This is a genomic window from Paraburkholderia atlantica, assembly GCF_000092885.1.
GTDB lineage: Bacteria > Pseudomonadota > Gammaproteobacteria > Burkholderiales > Burkholderiaceae > Paraburkholderia > Paraburkholderia atlantica.
The window spans coordinates 3,343,314-3,358,940 of sequence record NC_014117.1 but is presented as its reverse complement, the minus strand read 5'-3'; the positions used below and the strand labels follow the sequence as shown (position 1 = coordinate 3,358,940).

The 15,627-nt window shown below is 65.6% G+C and carries 16 protein-coding genes; 12 read left to right on the top strand and 4 right to left on the bottom strand.

Translation table 11 applies throughout. The features are described 5' to 3' along the window. Window positions 1-68 precede the first annotated feature (68 nt). The 12 genes from BC1002_RS15270 (at window position 69) to BC1002_RS15215 (ending at window position 13,625) form a co-directional block, all read left to right on the top strand. Window positions 69-1,031 (top strand): CheR family methyltransferase, encoded by a 963-nt coding sequence (locus tag BC1002_RS15270; protein WP_013090898.1) that lies wholly within the window; start codon window positions 69-71, stop codon window positions 1,029-1,031. Then, window positions 1,028-1,741: a chemoreceptor glutamine deamidase CheD gene (gene cheD / locus BC1002_RS15265; RefSeq protein WP_013090897.1), complete on the top strand. Its 714-nt coding sequence runs from the start codon at window positions 1,028-1,030 to the stop codon at window positions 1,739-1,741. Before BC1002_RS15270 ends, cheD begins: the two co-directional genes overlap by 4 nt. A 5-nt stretch (window positions 1,742-1,746) precedes the next feature. After that, window positions 1,747-2,835 (top strand): protein-glutamate methylesterase/protein-glutamine glutaminase, encoded by a 1,089-nt coding sequence (locus BC1002_RS15260; RefSeq protein WP_013090896.1) that lies wholly within the window; start codon window positions 1,747-1,749, stop codon window positions 2,833-2,835. Window positions 2,836-2,896: 61 nt separating this feature from the next. Continuing rightward, a complete protein-coding gene (gene cheY, locus BC1002_RS15255) occupies window positions 2,897-3,292 on the top strand; it encodes a chemotaxis response regulator CheY (protein WP_008923965.1) in 396 nt (131 codons plus the stop codon). 1 nt (window position 3,293) lies between these two features. Further along, window positions 3,294-4,004 (top strand): protein phosphatase CheZ, encoded by a 711-nt coding sequence (gene cheZ / locus BC1002_RS15250; RefSeq protein ID WP_013090895.1) that lies wholly within the window; start codon window positions 3,294-3,296, stop codon window positions 4,002-4,004. A gap of 337 nt (window positions 4,005-4,341) precedes the next feature. Then, window positions 4,342-4,887, top strand: a complete 546-nt coding sequence (locus tag BC1002_RS15245) for a DUF2844 domain-containing protein (protein WP_013090894.1) — start codon at window positions 4,342-4,344, stop codon at window positions 4,885-4,887. Window positions 4,888-4,901: 14 nt separating this feature from the next. Beyond that, on the top strand, window positions 4,902-6,218 hold the full coding sequence (locus BC1002_RS15240) for a DUF3443 domain-containing protein (protein ID WP_013090893.1): 1,317 nt from the start codon (window positions 4,902-4,904) through the stop codon (window positions 6,216-6,218). Window positions 6,219-6,392: 174 nt separating this feature from the next. Continuing rightward, window positions 6,393-7,628, top strand: coding sequence for a flagellar biosynthesis protein FlhB (flhB, locus tag BC1002_RS15235; RefSeq protein WP_013090892.1), 1,236 nt, complete (start codon window positions 6,393-6,395; stop codon window positions 7,626-7,628). Then, on the top strand, window positions 7,625-9,727 hold the full coding sequence (gene flhA, locus BC1002_RS15230) for a flagellar biosynthesis protein FlhA (protein WP_013090891.1): 2,103 nt from the start codon (window positions 7,625-7,627) through the stop codon (window positions 9,725-9,727). The genes flhB and flhA overlap by 4 nt, the downstream gene beginning before the upstream one ends. A 282-nt stretch (window positions 9,728-10,009) precedes the next feature. Further along, entirely contained in the window at window positions 10,010-11,998 is a 1,989-nt protein-coding gene (gene flhF / locus BC1002_RS15225; RefSeq protein ID WP_013090890.1) for a flagellar biosynthesis GTPase FlhF, read from the top strand. Continuing rightward, window positions 11,991-12,860, top strand: a complete 870-nt coding sequence (locus tag BC1002_RS15220) for a MinD/ParA family ATP-binding protein (RefSeq protein ID WP_013090889.1) — start codon at window positions 11,991-11,993, stop codon at window positions 12,858-12,860. Before flhF ends, BC1002_RS15220 begins: the two co-directional genes overlap by 8 nt. 30 nt (window positions 12,861-12,890) lie before the next feature. Next, a complete protein-coding gene (locus tag BC1002_RS15215; RefSeq protein WP_013090888.1) occupies window positions 12,891-13,625 on the top strand; it encodes an RNA polymerase sigma factor FliA in 735 nt (244 codons plus the stop codon). Window positions 13,626-13,719: 94 nt separating this feature from the next. Here BC1002_RS15215 and BC1002_RS15210 read toward each other — a convergent pair whose 3' ends face one another. The 4 genes from BC1002_RS15210 to flgM form a co-directional block, all read right to left on the bottom strand. Continuing rightward, window positions 13,720-14,130: a type II toxin-antitoxin system HicB family antitoxin gene (locus tag BC1002_RS15210; protein ID WP_013090887.1), complete on the bottom strand. Its 411-nt coding sequence runs from the start codon at window positions 14,128-14,130 to the stop codon at window positions 13,720-13,722. After that, window positions 14,127-14,309 (bottom strand): type II toxin-antitoxin system HicA family toxin, encoded by a 183-nt coding sequence (locus tag BC1002_RS36300; protein ID WP_013090886.1) that lies wholly within the window; start codon window positions 14,307-14,309, stop codon window positions 14,127-14,129. Before BC1002_RS36300 ends, BC1002_RS15210 begins: the two co-directional genes overlap by 4 nt. Before the next feature lie 291 nt (window positions 14,310-14,600). After that, window positions 14,601-15,047 (bottom strand): flagella synthesis protein FlgN, encoded by a 447-nt coding sequence (locus BC1002_RS15205; RefSeq protein WP_013090885.1) that lies wholly within the window; start codon window positions 15,045-15,047, stop codon window positions 14,601-14,603. A 94-nt stretch (window positions 15,048-15,141) separates the two neighbouring features. Then, window positions 15,142-15,501 carry a flagellar biosynthesis anti-sigma factor FlgM gene (gene flgM / locus BC1002_RS15200; protein WP_013090884.1) on the bottom strand — a complete coding sequence of 120 codons (360 nt, stop codon included), beginning with the start codon at window positions 15,499-15,501 and terminating at the stop codon, window positions 15,142-15,144. Window positions 15,502-15,627 lie beyond the last annotated feature (126 nt).

Genomic DNA, 15,627 nt, shown 5'->3' with positions numbered 1-15,627 from the left:
ATTCCTACCTCCCAGGCAGTCCGGCTGGGCGGGGAGCGTGACGGCTCATATCGCAGACAGGAATTTTGATGATGGCAACGCGCGCAACACAACGTCCCGTACGGGCGGCGCCTGACGGCATGGAGCCAGCCAGGTCCGTCGAGACGGGACGCGATTTCGAATTCACGGCGGCGGATTTCGCCCGCATCCGCGATCTGATTCATCGCGTGGCGGGCATCTCGCTGTCGGACCACAAGCGCGACATGGCGTATAGCCGCCTCGCGCGACGCTTGCGGGCGCGCGGCATCGATACGTTCCGCCAGTATCTCGATCTGCTCGAAGCGGAAAATGATCCGGCCGAGTGGGAAGCGTTCACCAATGCGCTGACCACCAACCTGACCGCGTTCTTCCGCGAAGCCCATCATTTTCCGATCCTCGCCGAGTTCGTGCCGCGCCGTTCGCAACCGGTGTCGGTGTGGTGCTCGGCGGCATCGACGGGCGAGGAGCCGTACTCGATCGCGATGACGCTGATCGAGGCGCTCGGCGAGGCCGGCGCGCGCCAGGCGTCGGTGCTCGCGACCGACATCGACACCCAGGTGCTCGCGAAGGCCGAGGCCGGCGTCTACCAGTTCGATCAGGTCAAGCACCTGTCGCCCGAGCGCCTGAAGCGCTTCTTCCTGAAGGGCACGGGCGCGCATGCGGGGATGGTCAAGGTGCGTCCCGAAGTGCGCGCGCTCGTGCGCTTCGAGCAATTGAACCTGACCGATCGCGATTACCAGTTGCGCACGCAGTTCGACGCGATCTTCTGCCGCAACGTGATGATCTATTTCGACAAGCCGACGCAGGCGCAGGTGCTGACGCGCTTCGAGCCGCTGGTGAAGCCGGGCGGCCTGCTGTTTGCCGGCCATTCGGAGAACTTCACGTACGTGACGCAGGCGTTCCGGCTGCGCGGCCAGACCGTCTATGAACTGACGCGCGACGCCAGCGGCGCGCGCGCGCCGTCGCGCGGCCACGCGCATGACGCGCTTCAATCGAGCGGGGTGGCCGCATGAGCAGCACGCTGCCGATCGCTTCGAACCTGTACTACGACAACCACTTCCAGCGCCCCGGCGTGAAGCTGTTGCCCAACGAGTTCTACACGACCAGCGAAGACATGGTGCTCGTGACCGTGCTCGGCTCGTGCGTCGCGGCCTGCATCCAGGACCGCACCGCGGGCATCGGCGGCATGAATCACTTCATGCTGCCGGACGACGGCGCCGACGTCGCGCAGGCCGTGTCGGACTCGATGCGCTACGGCGCGTACGCGATGGAAGTGCTGATCAACGAACTGATCAAGGCGGGCGGCCGGCGCGAGCGCTTCGAGGCCAAGGTGTTCGGCGGCGGCGCGGTGCTCGCGGGTATGACGACGATGAACATCGGCGATCGCAACTCGGAGTTCGTGCGCCGCTATCTGGCCACCGAAAAGATCCGCATCGTCGCCGAGGACCTGCAGGGTTCGCATCCGCGCAAGGTCGCGTTCATGCCGCGCACCGGTCAGGTGATGGTGAAGAAACTGCGCTTGCAACAGGAAGCGGGCGTCGCCGAGCGCGAACAGGCGCTCGTGCGGCAGAGCGCCGAAGCGCGCGCCGAGCGGCTCGCCGCGGCGCGCAGCCGGGTCGAGCTGTTCGCGAAGCCGGCCGCCGCGCGGCCGAAAATCGAACTGTTCGGCGCGAGCCCGCGCCCGATTTATTCCAACAACGCCAGAACCACAGAGGAGGCGTGAGCGCTGTGCAAAAGATCAAGGTATTGTGCGTCGACGATTCGGCGCTGATCCGCAGCCTGATGACCGAGATCATCAATGGCCAGCCGGACATGACGGTGGTGGCGACGGCACCCGATCCGCTCGTCGCGCGCGAGCTCATCAAGCAGCACAACCCGGACGTGTTGACGCTCGACGTCGAAATGCCGCGCATGGACGGCCTCGATTTTCTCGAGAAGCTGATGCGTCTGCGGCCGATGCCGGTCGTGATGGTGTCGTCGCTGACCGAGCGCGGCAACGAAATCACGCTGCGCGCGCTCGAACTCGGCGCAGTCGATTTCGTGACCAAGCCGAAGGTCGGCATTCGCGACGGCATGCTCGACTACGCGGAAAAGCTCGCCGACAAGGTTCGCGCGGCGGCCCGCGCGCGCGTGCGCCAGGCGGCCCCCGCGCAGCATGCGGCCGCGCACGCGGCGCACACGCCGGTCGGCTCCGCGCCGCTCTTCAACAACCCGCTGCTCAGTACCGAGAAGCTGGTCATCGTCGGTGCGTCGACGGGCGGCACCGAGGCGATTCGCGAAGTGCTGGTGCCGCTGCCGCCCGATGCGCCCGCGGTGCTGATCGCGCAGCACATGCCGCCGGGCTTTACGAAATCTTTCGCGCAACGCCTCAATGGTTTGTGCCGGATTACCGTTAAAGAAGCAGAGCACGGCGAGCGGGTGCTGCCGGGGCACGCGTACATCGCGCCGGGCCACGCGCATTTGTTGCTCGCGAGGAGCGGTGCGAACTATATTGCGCATCTGTCCGACGACCCGCCGGTGAATCGGCATCGTCCGTCGGTCGATGTGCTGTTCCGCTCGGCCGCGCAGCATGCGGGTAAGAACGCGGTCGGCGTGATTCTGACCGGTATGGGGCGCGACGGCGCGGCCGGTCTGCTGGAGATGAAAAAGGCCGGTGCCTACACACTGGCGCAGGACGAAGCGAGCTGCATCGTGTTCGGCATGCCGCGCGAGGCGATCGCGCTCGGCGCGGCCGACGAAATCGCCTCGCTGCCGGACATGAGCCGGCGCGTGATGGCGCGTTTGTCGTCGATGGGTGACCGCGTTCAGCGGGTATGATGCGTGCCGGATGGAATGACGCGGTTCAACGCCGCAACATGGATCAAGCAAAGGGATAGAAATGGATAAGGGAATGAAGATTCTGGTGGTTGACGATTTTCCGACGATGCGCCGGATCGTCCGCAACCTGCTGAAGGAACTGGGCTACTCGAACGTCGACGAGGCGGAAGACGGTCAGGCCGGTCTCGCGCGTCTGCGCAGCGGCAGCTACGAGTTCGTGATTTCGGACTGGAACATGCCGAACCTCGACGGCCTCGCGATGCTGAAGGAAATTCGCGCCGACGCGAGCCTCGCGCATCTGCCGGTGCTGATGGTGACGGCCGAGTCGAAGAAGGAGAACATCATCGCGGCGGCGCAGGCCGGCGCGAGCGGTTACGTCGTCAAGCCGTTCACGGCCGCGACGCTCGACGAGAAGCTCAACAAGATCCTCGAGAAGATGGCGAAAGCCGGGAGCTGACGTGACGCCGCCGACCCAAACGCCTGGCGCCGAAGCGGGCAACGATAGCGGCGACTTCGCGTCGGACCGCATCCTTGCGCGCATCGGTCAACTGACGCGCACGTTGCGCGATTCGATGCGCGAGCTCGGGCTCGACAAGCACGTCGAGCGCGCGGCCGAAGCAGTGCCCGACGCGCGCGATCGGCTGAAGTACATCGCCAACATGACCGAGCAGGCCGCCGAGCGCGTGCTTTCGGCGATCGACATCGCGAAGCCGATCCAGGAGCAGTTGCAGAAAGACGCGGGCACGCTCGACGCGCGCTGGGAGCAGTGGTACGCGGCGCCGATCGAACGCGAGGAAGTGCGCGCGCTGATGAACGACACGCGCACCTTCCTGCGCGGCGTGCCCGACTCGACCAGCGCGACCAACTCGCAGCTGATGGAGATCATGCTCGCGCAGGACTTCCAGGATCTGACCGGCCAGGTGATCAAGAAGATCACCGAGGTCGTCTATCTGATCGAGCAGCAGCTGCTCGGTGTGCTGGTCGAAAACATCGCGCTCGAGAGGCGCGAGCAGTTCGCGGCGCACGCGGCGGCCCTGAAGGCCGAGGTGTCGTCGACGGGCAGCCCCGAGCATCTGCTCAACGGTCCGCAGATCAATCCGGAAGGCAAGACGGACGTGGTCCAGGATCAATCGCAGGTCGACGATCTGCTCGCTAGCCTCGGTTTCTGAGCAAGCGATTCGGCCCGGCAAGCGCGCCGGGCTGGTGGTTTCTCCGCGATTTACGCCAAACACGCGTTCAATTAGCACCGACTCCCGATCTTCCGTACGATTTCCTGCTAGTAATAGTCGGTAAGTCGCACATGCGGGCGCACCTTGCGCCGGCTGAAAGAATCCACAGGCATACTACGAGGTCAAAGCGGTACGGCACCCGGCCCGCGCAACGCCGGGCAGTCGCGTGGTGAGGACATCCCTCAGCATTGCGGCCGCGGTGGTGCCGTATCATCTGCCTAAAAGCGGCCGCTTCGAGCAATCGGCGAAGCGTACCGCGGCCCGGGAGGAACTTCTCATGTGGAGTCGTATTGGTCGCGCCGGAGTCACGGCGCTCGTGTTGCCATGTTCGTTACTGGCCCTGTCGGCCGCGCAGTCAGCCCATGCAGCGCTGGGCAGCGCGCCGCTTACCCCCCCGTCCGACGCGTCGGTATCGTCCCGTGTGGTGCAGCCCGCCAGCGGATCGTCGCAAAGTGTGATGCGTTCTCAAGCGAGCGGCGCATCTTCCACCTCCTCCACACCCGCTTCCTACACGGTACGCGAGACCACGTTCGGCAACGGCACCGTGGTGCGCGAATATCTGAGCACCAGTGGCGCGGTATTCGGCATTGCGTGGCGTGGTCCGCAAATGCCCGATCTCAATGATCTGCTCGGCAGTTATTTCCCGCAGTACGTGGCCGGCGTGAAGGCCGCTCGGGCCGCGCGCGGCAACGCGCGCGGCCCGGTTGCCGTGAACGACAGCGACATCGTGGTGCGTTCGGGCGGCCACATGGGCGCGTTCAGCGGTGTCGCGTGGCTGCCGTCGGCTCTGCCGGCCGGCGTCAGCGGTTCCGACATCCAGTAACGGCGAGGACGACGATGCGAATCATGCTCACGACCGCGAATCTGAAAGGCTGGATGCAGGCCGCGCTTGCCGTGCTGCTGGCGGCGACGCTCGTCGCCTGCGGCGGAGGCGGTGGCGATGACAACTCCGGTTCCAACAATGGCGGCGGCACGTCGAACGGACTGAACGGCGGTTCGCTGCCGCCCAGCCCGACCCAGCAGCCGATCTCCGCGAACGCGTCGAACACGGTGCCGATCACGGTCGGCCGGGGCGCGGCCGGTGTGATCAACATCCCGACCGTCAGCGTGAGGGTCTGCGCGCCGGGCTCGACCACCAACTGCCAGACCATCGACAACATCCAGCTCGACACCGGTTCGTTCGGCTTGCGCGTGGTCAGTTCGGCGCTCGGTCCGACGCTGCTCGGCGCGCTGCCGGTCAGCACGATCGGCAGCAACGGCGCGCAGCTCGCCGAGTGCGCGACGTTCGCGGACGGCTTCACGTGGGGCTCGGTGCGCACCGCGCTCGTGACGATCGGCGGTGAAACGACGACCGGCGCCATCCCGCTGCAGATCATCGGCGACAAGCCCACGAGCACGGTACCCACGCGCGGCTGCGGAAGCGGCTCGCCCGAAAACACGGTCAGCGATCTGGGCGCCAACGGCATTCTCGGCGTCGGCACCGCGCTGACCGATTGCGGCGCGACCTGTGCGAACCCGTCGACCGCGGCGACCTACAGCAACTACTTCGCCTGCCCGAACGGCACGTCGTGCACGCGCACCGCGGTGCCGCTCACGCAACAGGTGGCGAACCCGGTCGCGAACTTCCCGCTCGACAACAACGGCGTGATCGTGCAGATGGCACCCGTGTCGAACTTCGGGCAGGCGTCGGCGACCGGCACGCTGGTGTTCGGCATCGGCACGCAGGGGAACAACCTGCTTGCCGCTGAGCAGGTCTTCACGACCGACCCATTCGGCAACCTCAACAACAGCACCTTCAATGGCACGACGGTCCAGGCGTTCCTCGATTCCGGCTCGAACGGCTATTTCTTCACCGATAGCTCGATCACTCTGTGCGGCAGCCAGTTCGCGGGCTTCTATTGCCCGTCGTCGGCGCAGACCCGCACGGTCACGCTGGTGGGCTTGAACAAGGTGTCGGCGGTCGCGAGCATAGGCATTCTGAGCGCGCAGACGCTGTTCGCGAACGGCAGCAACTTCGCGTTCAACAACCTCGCCGGTCAAATCGGCGGCAACGCCAGCTTCGACCTGGGTCTGCCATTCTTCTACGGCCGCCACGTGTACTACCACATCGACCAGACCGCGAGCGGCGGTCCCTCCCCGTTCGTCGGCTACTGAGCCGCACGTCGATCCGAGGCCGGACGGCGCGCGCGAGACACGCGCGAGCCGTCCGGTCATCCGTCGAAATACCCCCGTTTCTCCTCCTTTATCCGCCGATCGGCGCTTGCGTCGAGCAGGAATAATCGCTCTCACTGGAAAGAGGCGCCGTGCCTCGGCCGACTGGAGAGCTTTGTGGCAGAGGACAGCGACCTCGAAAAAACCGAATCCGCCACCCCTCGGCGCCTGCAGAAGGCGCGCGAGGAGGGGCAGATCGTGCGTTCGCGGGAGCTGTCGACCTTTGCGCTGCTCGCGGCCGGGTTCTACGGTGTATGGGGCATGTCGGGGAACATCGGCGAGCATTTGCAGAACATGGTGCGTGCGTCGCTGATGTTCAACCATGCGAGCGTGTTCGACACCAACCGCATGCTGATCGGCGCGGGCACGGCCGGTCGCGAAGGACTGTACGCGCTCGTGCCGGTACTCGGCGTCACCGGACTAGCCGCGCTGCTCGCGCCGATGGCGCTGGGCGGCTGGCAGCTGTCGGCGAAAGGGCTCGAGCCCAAGTTCAACCGGCTGAACCCGATCGAGGGCTTCGGCCGCATGTTTTCGATCAACGGACCGATCCAGCTCGGCATGTCGCTCGCGAAGACGCTGGTGGTGGGCCTGATCGGCGGCACGGCGATCTGGAATCGGCACGAGCAATTCCTCGCGCTCGCGACGCAGCCGCTCAATGTCGCGCTCGCCAACTCCATGCATCTGATCGCGGTGTGCTGCGGCATGACGGTGGCCGGCATGTTCGCGGTGGCCGCGCTCGACGTGCCGTACCAGCTGTGGTCGTACCACAAGAAGCTGCGCATGACGAAGGAAGAAGTGAAGCGCGAGCATCGCGAGAGCGAAGGCGATCCGCACATCAAAGGCAAGATTCGCCAGCAGCAGCGCGCGATCGCGCGGCGCCGCATGATGGCGCAAGTGCCGAAGGCCGACGTGGTCGTGACGAACCCGACGCACTTCGCGGTCGCGCTGCAATACACGGACGGCGAGATGCGCGCGCCGAAGGTGGTCGCGAAGGGCGTGAACCTCGTAGCCGCGCGGATTCGCGAGATCGCCACCGAAAACAACGTGCCGCTGCTCGAAGCGCCGCCGCTCGCGCGGGCGCTTTATCACAACGTCGATCTGAATCGCGAGATTCCGGGGCCGCTCTATGGCGCGGTCGCCGAAGTGCTCGCGTGGGTCTATCAGCTGCGCCGCTTCAAGGCCGAAGGCGGCGACGTGCCGCTCGCGCCGACCGAACTCGACGTGCCGCCGGAACTGGACAAGGGCGGCGTGTCGGACCAGGACGCCGCCGAAGAAGCCGCCGACACGCTGAACCCGGCCGCCGACAACGCCAACGACGCCACTAGCGGCGACAACAACGGAGCCTCCGCATGAACGCTCGCGCCGGTTTCCTCGCCCGACGGCCGGATGCGCTGAGCAGCACCAACTTGCGCGCCCTCGCCGGGCCGGTGCTGATCTGCATGATCCTCGGCATGATGATTCTGCCGTTGCCGCCGTTCCTGCTGGATCTGCTGTTCACGTTCAACATCGCGCTGTCGGTGATGGTGCTGCTCGTCAGCATGTACACGATGAAGCCGCTCGACTTCGCCGCGTTCCCGAGCGTGCTGCTGTTCTCGACGCTGCTGCGGCTGTCGCTGAACGTCGCCTCGACGCGGATCGTGCTGCTCGAAGGCCATACCGGTCCCGACGCGGCCGGCCAGGTGATCGAGTCGTTCGGCCACTTCCTCGTCGGCGGCAACTTCGCGGTCGGTATCGTCGTGTTCGTGATCCTGATGGTGATCAACTTCATGGTGATCACGAAGGGCGCGGGGCGGATCGCCGAAGTGTCCGCGCGCTTCACGCTCGACGCGATGCCCGGCAAGCAGATGGCGATCGACGCCGATCTGAACGCGGGCCTCATCAACGAAGAGCAGGCCCGCAAGCGTCGCACGGAAATCTCGCAGGAAGCCGAGTTCTACGGCTCGATGGACGGTGCGAGCAAGTTCGTGCGCGGCGATGCGATCGCCGGTCTACTGATCATGGTGATCAACATCATCGGCGGGCTGATCGTCGGGATGGTCCAGCACGACATGACTTTTGCCGCGGCGGGCAAGAACTACACGCTGCTGACGATCGGCGACGGCCTCGTCGCGCAGATTCCGTCGCTGGTGATTTCGACGGCGGCCGGCGTGATCGTGTCGCGCGTCGCGACCAACGAGGACATCGGCACGCAGCTGACCGGGCAGCTCTTCACGAACCCGCGCGTGCTGATGATCACGGGCTGCATTCTCGTGCTGATGGGCCTGATCCCGGGCATGCCGCACTTCGCTTTCCTGATTCTGGGCGGCGGCCTGATCCAGCTCGGCCGCACGATGAAGAAGCGCAACGAGGAGCGCAAGAACGCGCCGGCGCTCGTCGACGTCGCGCCGGCCGCGCTCGCGCCGGTCGAAAACGCCGAGGCGAGCTGGGACGATGTGACGATGATCGACACGCTCGGCCTCGAAGTCGGCTACCGGCTGATTCCACTCGTCGACAAGAATTCGGACGGCGAATTGCTCAAGCGGATCAAGAGCATCCGCAAGAAGTTCGCGCAGGAAATCGGCTTCCTGCCGCCGGTCATTCATATCCGCGACAACCTCGAATTGCGGCCGAACGGCTATCGGATCGCGTTGAAGGGCGTCGAGGTCGGCTCGGGCGAGGCCTATCCGGGCCAGTGGCTCGCGATCAACCCGGGCCAGGTATCGGCGGCGCTGCCGGGCACGCCGACCCAGGACCCGGCGTTCGGCCTGCCCGCGATCTGGATCGATACGAACCTGCGCGAACAGGCGCAGGTGTACGGCTACACGGTCGTCGATTCGAGCACGGTGGTTGCGACGCACCTGAATCACCTCGTCGTCACGCACGCGTCGGAGCTGCTCGGCCGTCGCGAGGTGCAGTCGCTGGTCGAGCGGATGCAGAAGGACACCGCGTCGCTCGTCGACGATCTGGTGCCGAAGATGCTGCCGCTCACCACGCTGCAAAAGGTGCTGCAGAACCTGCTCGAAGAAGGCGTGCCGATCCGCGACATGCGCACGATCCTCGAAGCGCTCGCCGAACACGCGGCCAAGATCACCGATCCGCACGAGCTGACCGCCGCGGTGCGCCTCGCGCTGGGTCGCGCGATCACGCAGCAGTGGTTCCCCGGCACTGCCGACATGCAGGTGATGGGGCTCGACGCGAACCTCGAACGGGTGCTGTCGCAGGCGCTGTCGACCGGACCGAACCCGGGCCTCGAACCGGGTCTCGCGAATACGCTGCTCACCGAAACGCAGAAGGCGATGATGCGTCAGCAGAACCTCGGCCTCGCACCGGTGCTGCTCGTGCAGCACGCGCTGCGGCCGATGCTCGCGCGCTTCCTGCGCCGCAGCCTGCCGCAGCTGAAGGTGCTGTCGTATGCGGAAGTGCCCGATACGCGCAACGTCAAGGTGGTGAACCTGATCGGCGCGCACGGCTGACGCAGGCCGCTCGCTCGTGGCGGTCGGTACGACGCAAACCGGCGCTCCAGTGGGGCGCCGGTTTTTGTTTGCGCCTCCGGTTCCACCTGCCGGCGGATCGGTAAAAACGCCTTTGCGGGCCTCGTCAAACGGTGTGTCTGCCGTGTGTCCATCGCGCGAATTGCCCACCTTTAACGGTCTTTATCCATCGATCGTCGCCCGACGCGTTTCGCAATAATTGATCGCAATGGGAAGCGGTGTATTGCCGGTCCGTCAGTCCGTATACCTCATCGGGGGTCCAGCTTGAACATTCGTAAATTTGTCGGTGCTACCAGTCGCGATGCGTTGCGTCTCGTTCGCGAAGCACTTGGCCCCGATGCGGTCGTGCTGTCGAATCGCACGATGGACGACGGCAGCGTCGAAATCGTCGCGCTCGCCGATAGCGAGCTCGCCGCGCTCACGCCGAAAGCGCGCGAAGGCGCGCAGGCTGCGGCGCTAGGCATGGGCTCGGGTGCGGCGTCGGCTGGGGGGCAGCGCGGCTTGTCCGCGGCGCCGATGAATCCGTATGCGAGCGCCATGCCGGACGTGTTTTCGTCGGTGTTCGGCGCGAGCCCGGAAGCGGGTGCCGAAGCGATGACGGCGAACGAGCAGGCGAATGCGGCCGCGGATCTCATGGGCAGCTCGGCGAACAAGACCGGGCTCAATTCGGCGCTCAATTCTGCAGTCAGCCAGGCGGTCGACACGCTGTCCGCGAGTGAAGCAGCGTCTGCCTCGTTGCCCGCCAATTCGCCAGCTGGTCCGGCGATGCTGGGTACGAGCGGTGCGCCCGCGGCCAGCGCGACAGGCGCCGCGCCCGTCGCGAGCCAGCCCGCTTCCGCCGCACCTTCCGGCGCGAGTGCCCGCGCCGCGGCCACGCGCCTGTCGAAAGACATTCGCGCGGATCTGCTGAAGGCCGCCGGCGTGCCGGTACCACCGGCTGTCGCATCGAGCGAGGTCGCCGCGCCGCGCACGATGGCCGAATCGAATCCGTGGCTCATCGATCACGCGCGCCGCATCGCGGCCGAGCAGCAGCAACAGGACGGTCAATACAGCGCGCGTCCCGCCGCGATGACGCCCGCCGTCGCGACCGCCAAAGGCCTCGGCAGCGCGGTCGACGCGCGGCCGGTGATCGACACGCCCGTCTGGGCACGCGAAGCCGCCGAAGTCGCCGCGCGCCGCACCGCGCAGAAGATCGCGCCGGCCTCCTCCAGCGATGAAGGCCGCACGCCGGCCGCCGTCGCCGAAGCGATCAAGGGGCGCATGGAGCAGGTCGTCAAGGACACCGTGATGAACGAGCTGTCGTCGATGCGCGACATGATGGAAGAGCAATTCGCGGGTCTGCTGTGGGGCGACCGACAGCGCCGCAGTCCCGCGCGCGCCGCGCTCACCAAGCATCTGTTCGCCGCCGGCTTTTCCGCGCAGCTCGTGCAGATGCTGGTCGACAACCTGCCCGAAGCCGTCGACACGATGGACGGCGGCATGGACTGGGTGCGCTCGGTGCTCGAATCGAACCTGCCGGTGATGGAGAACGAAGACGCGCTGATGGAGCGCGGCGGCGTGTTCGCGCTGATGGGGCCGACCGGCGTCGGCAAGACGACGACCACGGCGAAGCTCGCCGCGCGCTGCGTGATGCGCTTCGGCGCGAGCAAGGTGGCGCTGCTGACGACCGATAGCTACCGCATCGGCGGTCATGAGCAGCTGCGCATCTTCGGCAAGATTCTCGGTGTTTCGGTGCACGCGGTGAAGGACAGCGCCGATCTGCAACTCGCGCTCTCCGAATTGCGCAACAAGCACATCGTGCTGATCGACACGATCGGCATGAGTCAGCGCGACCGCCTCGTGTCCGACCAGATCGCGATGCTGAGCCGCGCCGGCCAGCCGGTGCAGCGTCTGTTGCTGCTCAACGCGACGAGCCACGGCGACACGTTGAACGAAGTCGTGCAGGCCTATCAGCGCGCGCCGGATCAGCAGCCGCTCGCCGGCTGCATCCTGACCAAGCTCGATGAAGCGACCAACCTCGGCGGCGTGCTCGATACGGTGATCCGCTACAAGCTGCCGGTGCATTACGTGTCGACCGGACAGAAGGTGCCGGAGAACCTGTACGTCGCGACGAAGAAATTCCTGATCAAGAGCACCTTCTGCATTCCGCGCGACAACTCGCCGTTCGTGCCGCACGACGACGACATCCCTGCTTTGCTGTCCTCGCTGTCCGCACGTTCGACGGCCGAGCTGCACGAGGTTCGCTTTGGATAAGTTCGGTTCAGACCAAGCCGAAGGGTTGCGGCGGATGCTCGCGCGCGGCGGTGCGCGCGTGATCGCGTTGGCAGCCGCCTCGTCGGGCGTCGGCAATACGACCGTGGCGGTGAATCTCGCCGCGGCGCTCGCGCAGCAGGGTAAGGACGTGCTGGTGATCGACGAATGCGTCGGTGAGAACTCGGTGAGCGCGATGCTTGGCGGCTTGCGCGGCGCGGGCAACTTCGCGGCGGTGATGCGTGGCGACACGCCGGTCGATTTCGCCGCCGCGCGTCACCCGCTCGGTTTTTCGGTGCTGGCCGCGTCGCGCAACAACCGCGAGGGACACACGGAGGCCGAACTCGGCGTGCTGCTCGGCGGTTCGGCCGACATCGTGCTGATCGATGCGCAGCTCGATGTTGAAGGGCATCTGTCGTCGCTTGCGAAACAGGCCCACGACGTGATGATCGTCGCGCGCATGTCGGGCGAGGCGATCACCGACGCGTATGCGTGCATCAAGCGGTTGCATTACGCGCACGCGATCGCGCAGTTGCGCGTGCTCGCGAATCACGTGCAAAGCACCAACGACGCGCAAGCCGCGTTCGCGAAGCTCGCCGGCGTGGCCGGTCGTTACCTGACCGTCGCGTTGGAGCACGCCGGCTGCATCGCGGCCGACGTGCGCATGGCGCGCGCGCTGGAGCTGTCGCGCTGTGTGGTCGACGCGTTTCCGTCGACACCGGCCGCGCGCGACTTCCGCCACCTCGCCGCCGAATTGCAGTACTGGCCGATGCGGCCAGCGATGTCGTCGCAAACGCCCTGGCGGGCGCCTGCGACAGTTACAGCGGCGCACCACGCCGACCAACCGTCCGCGCATCACGCTTAAAAGGCGTGCACGAAGGATAAGGGGAGCACGATGTACAACGCTCAGGGAAAGATTTCTCAGGCCGACGTTCTGACGAAGTACGCACCGCTCGTGCGTCGACTCGGCTTGCAGCTCGTCGCGAAAATGCCGGCGAGCGTCGATCTCGACGACCTGATCCAGGCCGGCATGATCGGCCTGCTGGACGCTGCCGGCCGCTACAAGGAAGACCAGGGCGCGCAGTTCGAGACCTATGCAAGCCAGCGGATTCGCGGCGCGATGCTCGATGAGCTGCGCAGCAACGACTGGCTGCCGCGCAGCCTGCGCCGCACGTCGCGCGAAGTGGAAACTGCGGTGCACAAGGTGGAGCAGAACCTCGGCCGCTCGGCGAGCGAGGCGGAGGTCGCCGAGCACCTTCAAATGCCGCTCGACGAATATCAGTCGATGCTGCAGGACCTGCACGGCAGCCAGCTGATCTACTACGAAGACTTCGACCGCTCCGCTGACGACGAACCTTTTCTGGACCGCTACTGCGTCGATCATTCCGATCCGCTGTCGGCGCTGCTCGACGACAGCTTGCGCTCGGCGCTGATCGAGGCGATCGACCGCTTGCCGGAACGCGAGAAGCTACTGATGTCGCTGTACTACGAGCGCGGCATGAATCTGCGCGAGATCGGCGCGGTGATGGAAGTCAGTGAATCGCGCGTGTGCCAGTTGCACAGTCAGGCGGTGGCACGGCTGCGCGCCCGGCTGCGCGAAATGGCCTGGGCGAACGCAGAAACGAACTGACGCCACCGCGGGGCGGCGCGCCGCTTTTCAAGCGCTGCCGTTCAGATGCGGCAGTGCGCCGATGCGGATGCGCGCCTGCGCCGCCTTGCGTTACTCAAGCGTCCGCCATCTCATGCTCGGCGGCGAGCGCGAGAAACGCCGAGCGCGACATGCCGCGCGCCTGAGCATACGCGTCGATCTCCTGCACCAGCACCTCGGGCAGCGAGATATTGATGCGAACGGCCTTCTTCAACGCCGGAATATTGCGCGTTGTCACGAAACCCCATGTGAACCCCTCGAACTCGGGATTGCGCCGATGCTCGCCGAGCGTGAGCGGCTCGGGCAGCGGCAACCCTTCGTCGAGCAAGGTTTCGAGATGCGATTCGATCGCCTCTTTCGCGTTCACATACGCTTGTTCGAGCGTGTCGCCCGCGGAGTAGCAGCCCGGGATATCGGGCACCACGACGCCGAACGCGTGCGTGTTGTCCCCCGGTTCGATGGCGATCGGAAAGATCAGATGCTTCATTTGAGCCCCGCCTGTTTCAGAATGCTGTTCAGGGTGCCGGCTGGCAGATCTTTTTTCGGGTGGGGAACGGTGACAAGCCCCCGTTTTCCCGCGTGCCTGAAATGATGGTGACTGCCCGCTATGCGGACGAGCTGCCAGCCATTTGCTTGAATCAGTTTGACGACCTCGGCACTGTTCATACATCATACCCTCCATTATACACACTACTACACAAACAAATTCGCGAATGCGTTTCCGCCTGTCGATGTACGGCCGCGTCGAAGCCGCGGCGTTGGCGAAAGCTCGAACGAAGGCACCATTTCAACGTGCTGAGGTGTATTAGCGCCAGCTAGCCGAACGGCTAACGCGGCGTGCGTAGCGGAGGGATGTGGATGAAAAAGCGGTGGCGAAAAACGAAAAGGCCCGTCATCTGACGGGCCTCTTCATTCATTTCGGATATTGCTCGATTGCAGGCCGGGCAGGCGGGACGATCAGAGTCCCGAATAAGCCGGAACGCGTCCATCCGGCCCATACAGATTCGTCTTGCGCGGCACGTTGACTTGCAGCGCCTTCAACGCGCGCTGGTTGTAGTCCATCCGCACGCGGATCAGCTCGCCGTTGTTGGTGTTGACGCGCCGCGCGCGATCCGCGGCTTTCTGCAGCAGCGTCCATTGCGTCGCGATGCGCGCGTCCGTGCTCGCCGCGAGCTCCATGCCGGACCAGCCGGTCGGAAAGCCGAGTTCGGTCAGCTGCGCGTCGCGCGCGGCTTCGAGCCTCGCGAGCACGCCGATCAGCTCGGTTTTCTTCTCCACGATCGCGGGCAGCTGCTCCATGGGCGAGACCGTCGTCAGTGCTTTGGTTTCGAGAGTGAGAATCGAGGCGAAGGCCTCGACGGTCGAATATTCTTCGATCAGGGTAGCAACCAGGGCGTCTTTCATGTCAACAACTCGCTACGCACACCGGCTCGCGAACGATGCGCGAACCGCGTTGGTCGAACGCCGCCCGGCAGGTCACCGCGCGGCGAAATGCCGATCAGTTGCCGGTCGACGAGGTCTTGTTCTGCAACAGATCGCGCGCCGTCTGCAGTACGCCGTCGGCGATCTTGCCGGAGTCGATCTGCAACGTGCCGTCCTTGATCGCCTGCTTGATCGACTCGACGTGCGCGGTGTCGATGTCGGCCGAGCCGGAGGCCGCGAGGCTGCGCAGATGCTGCGACAGACCCGACAGGCTCACGCTCGCGTCGCCCGACGAGCTGCTCGCGGCCGGCGCGGCCGTGCCCGCCGCGCCCTGCGTGGCGCTGGTTGCCGGCGTGGCTTCGCCGCTGTGCTGCGAACGGGACAAAGCGTCTTTCAACGACGGCAGATTCGAAGAGGTGGTGGGATCGACTTTCACGATTGGCTTCCCTAACGATTTGATCCTGATAACGGCAACTGCTGATCAAAACTTTAGCGCAATCGCGCGACACCCGGCCCGCCAGCAGGCGGCCATCAGCCCCTTTCAATACCCGGCTGTCTGCCG

Bases quoted from the DNA above. Each gene is read 5' to 3' on its own strand.
- BC1002_RS15270 (WP_013090898.1), top strand. From the start codon at position 69: ATGATGGCAACGCGCGCAACACAACGTCCCGTACGGGCGGCGCCTGAC.
- cheD (WP_013090897.1), top strand. From the start codon at position 1,028: ATGAGCAGCACGCTGCCGATCGCTTCGAACCTGTACTACGACAACCAC.
- cheY (WP_008923965.1), top strand. From the start codon at position 2,897: ATGGATAAGGGAATGAAGATTCTGGTGGTTGACGATTTTCCGACGATG.
- BC1002_RS15245 (WP_013090894.1), top strand. From the start codon at position 4,342: ATGTGGAGTCGTATTGGTCGCGCCGGAGTCACGGCGCTCGTGTTGCCA.
- BC1002_RS15240 (WP_013090893.1), top strand. From the start codon at position 4,902: ATGCGAATCATGCTCACGACCGCGAATCTGAAAGGCTGGATGCAGGCC.
- flhA (WP_013090891.1), top strand. From the start codon at position 7,625: ATGAACGCTCGCGCCGGTTTCCTCGCCCGACGGCCGGATGCGCTGAGC.
- BC1002_RS15215 (WP_013090888.1), top strand. From the start codon at position 12,891: ATGTACAACGCTCAGGGAAAGATTTCTCAGGCCGACGTTCTGACGAAG.
- BC1002_RS15210 (WP_013090887.1), bottom strand. From the start codon at position 14,130: ATGAAGCATCTGATCTTTCCGATCGCCATCGAACCGGGGGACAACACG.
- BC1002_RS36300 (WP_013090886.1), bottom strand. From the start codon at position 14,309: ATGAACAGTGCCGAGGTCGTCAAACTGATTCAAGCAAATGGCTGGCAG.
- BC1002_RS15205 (WP_013090885.1), bottom strand. From the start codon at position 15,047: ATGAAAGACGCCCTGGTTGCTACCCTGATCGAAGAATATTCGACCGTC.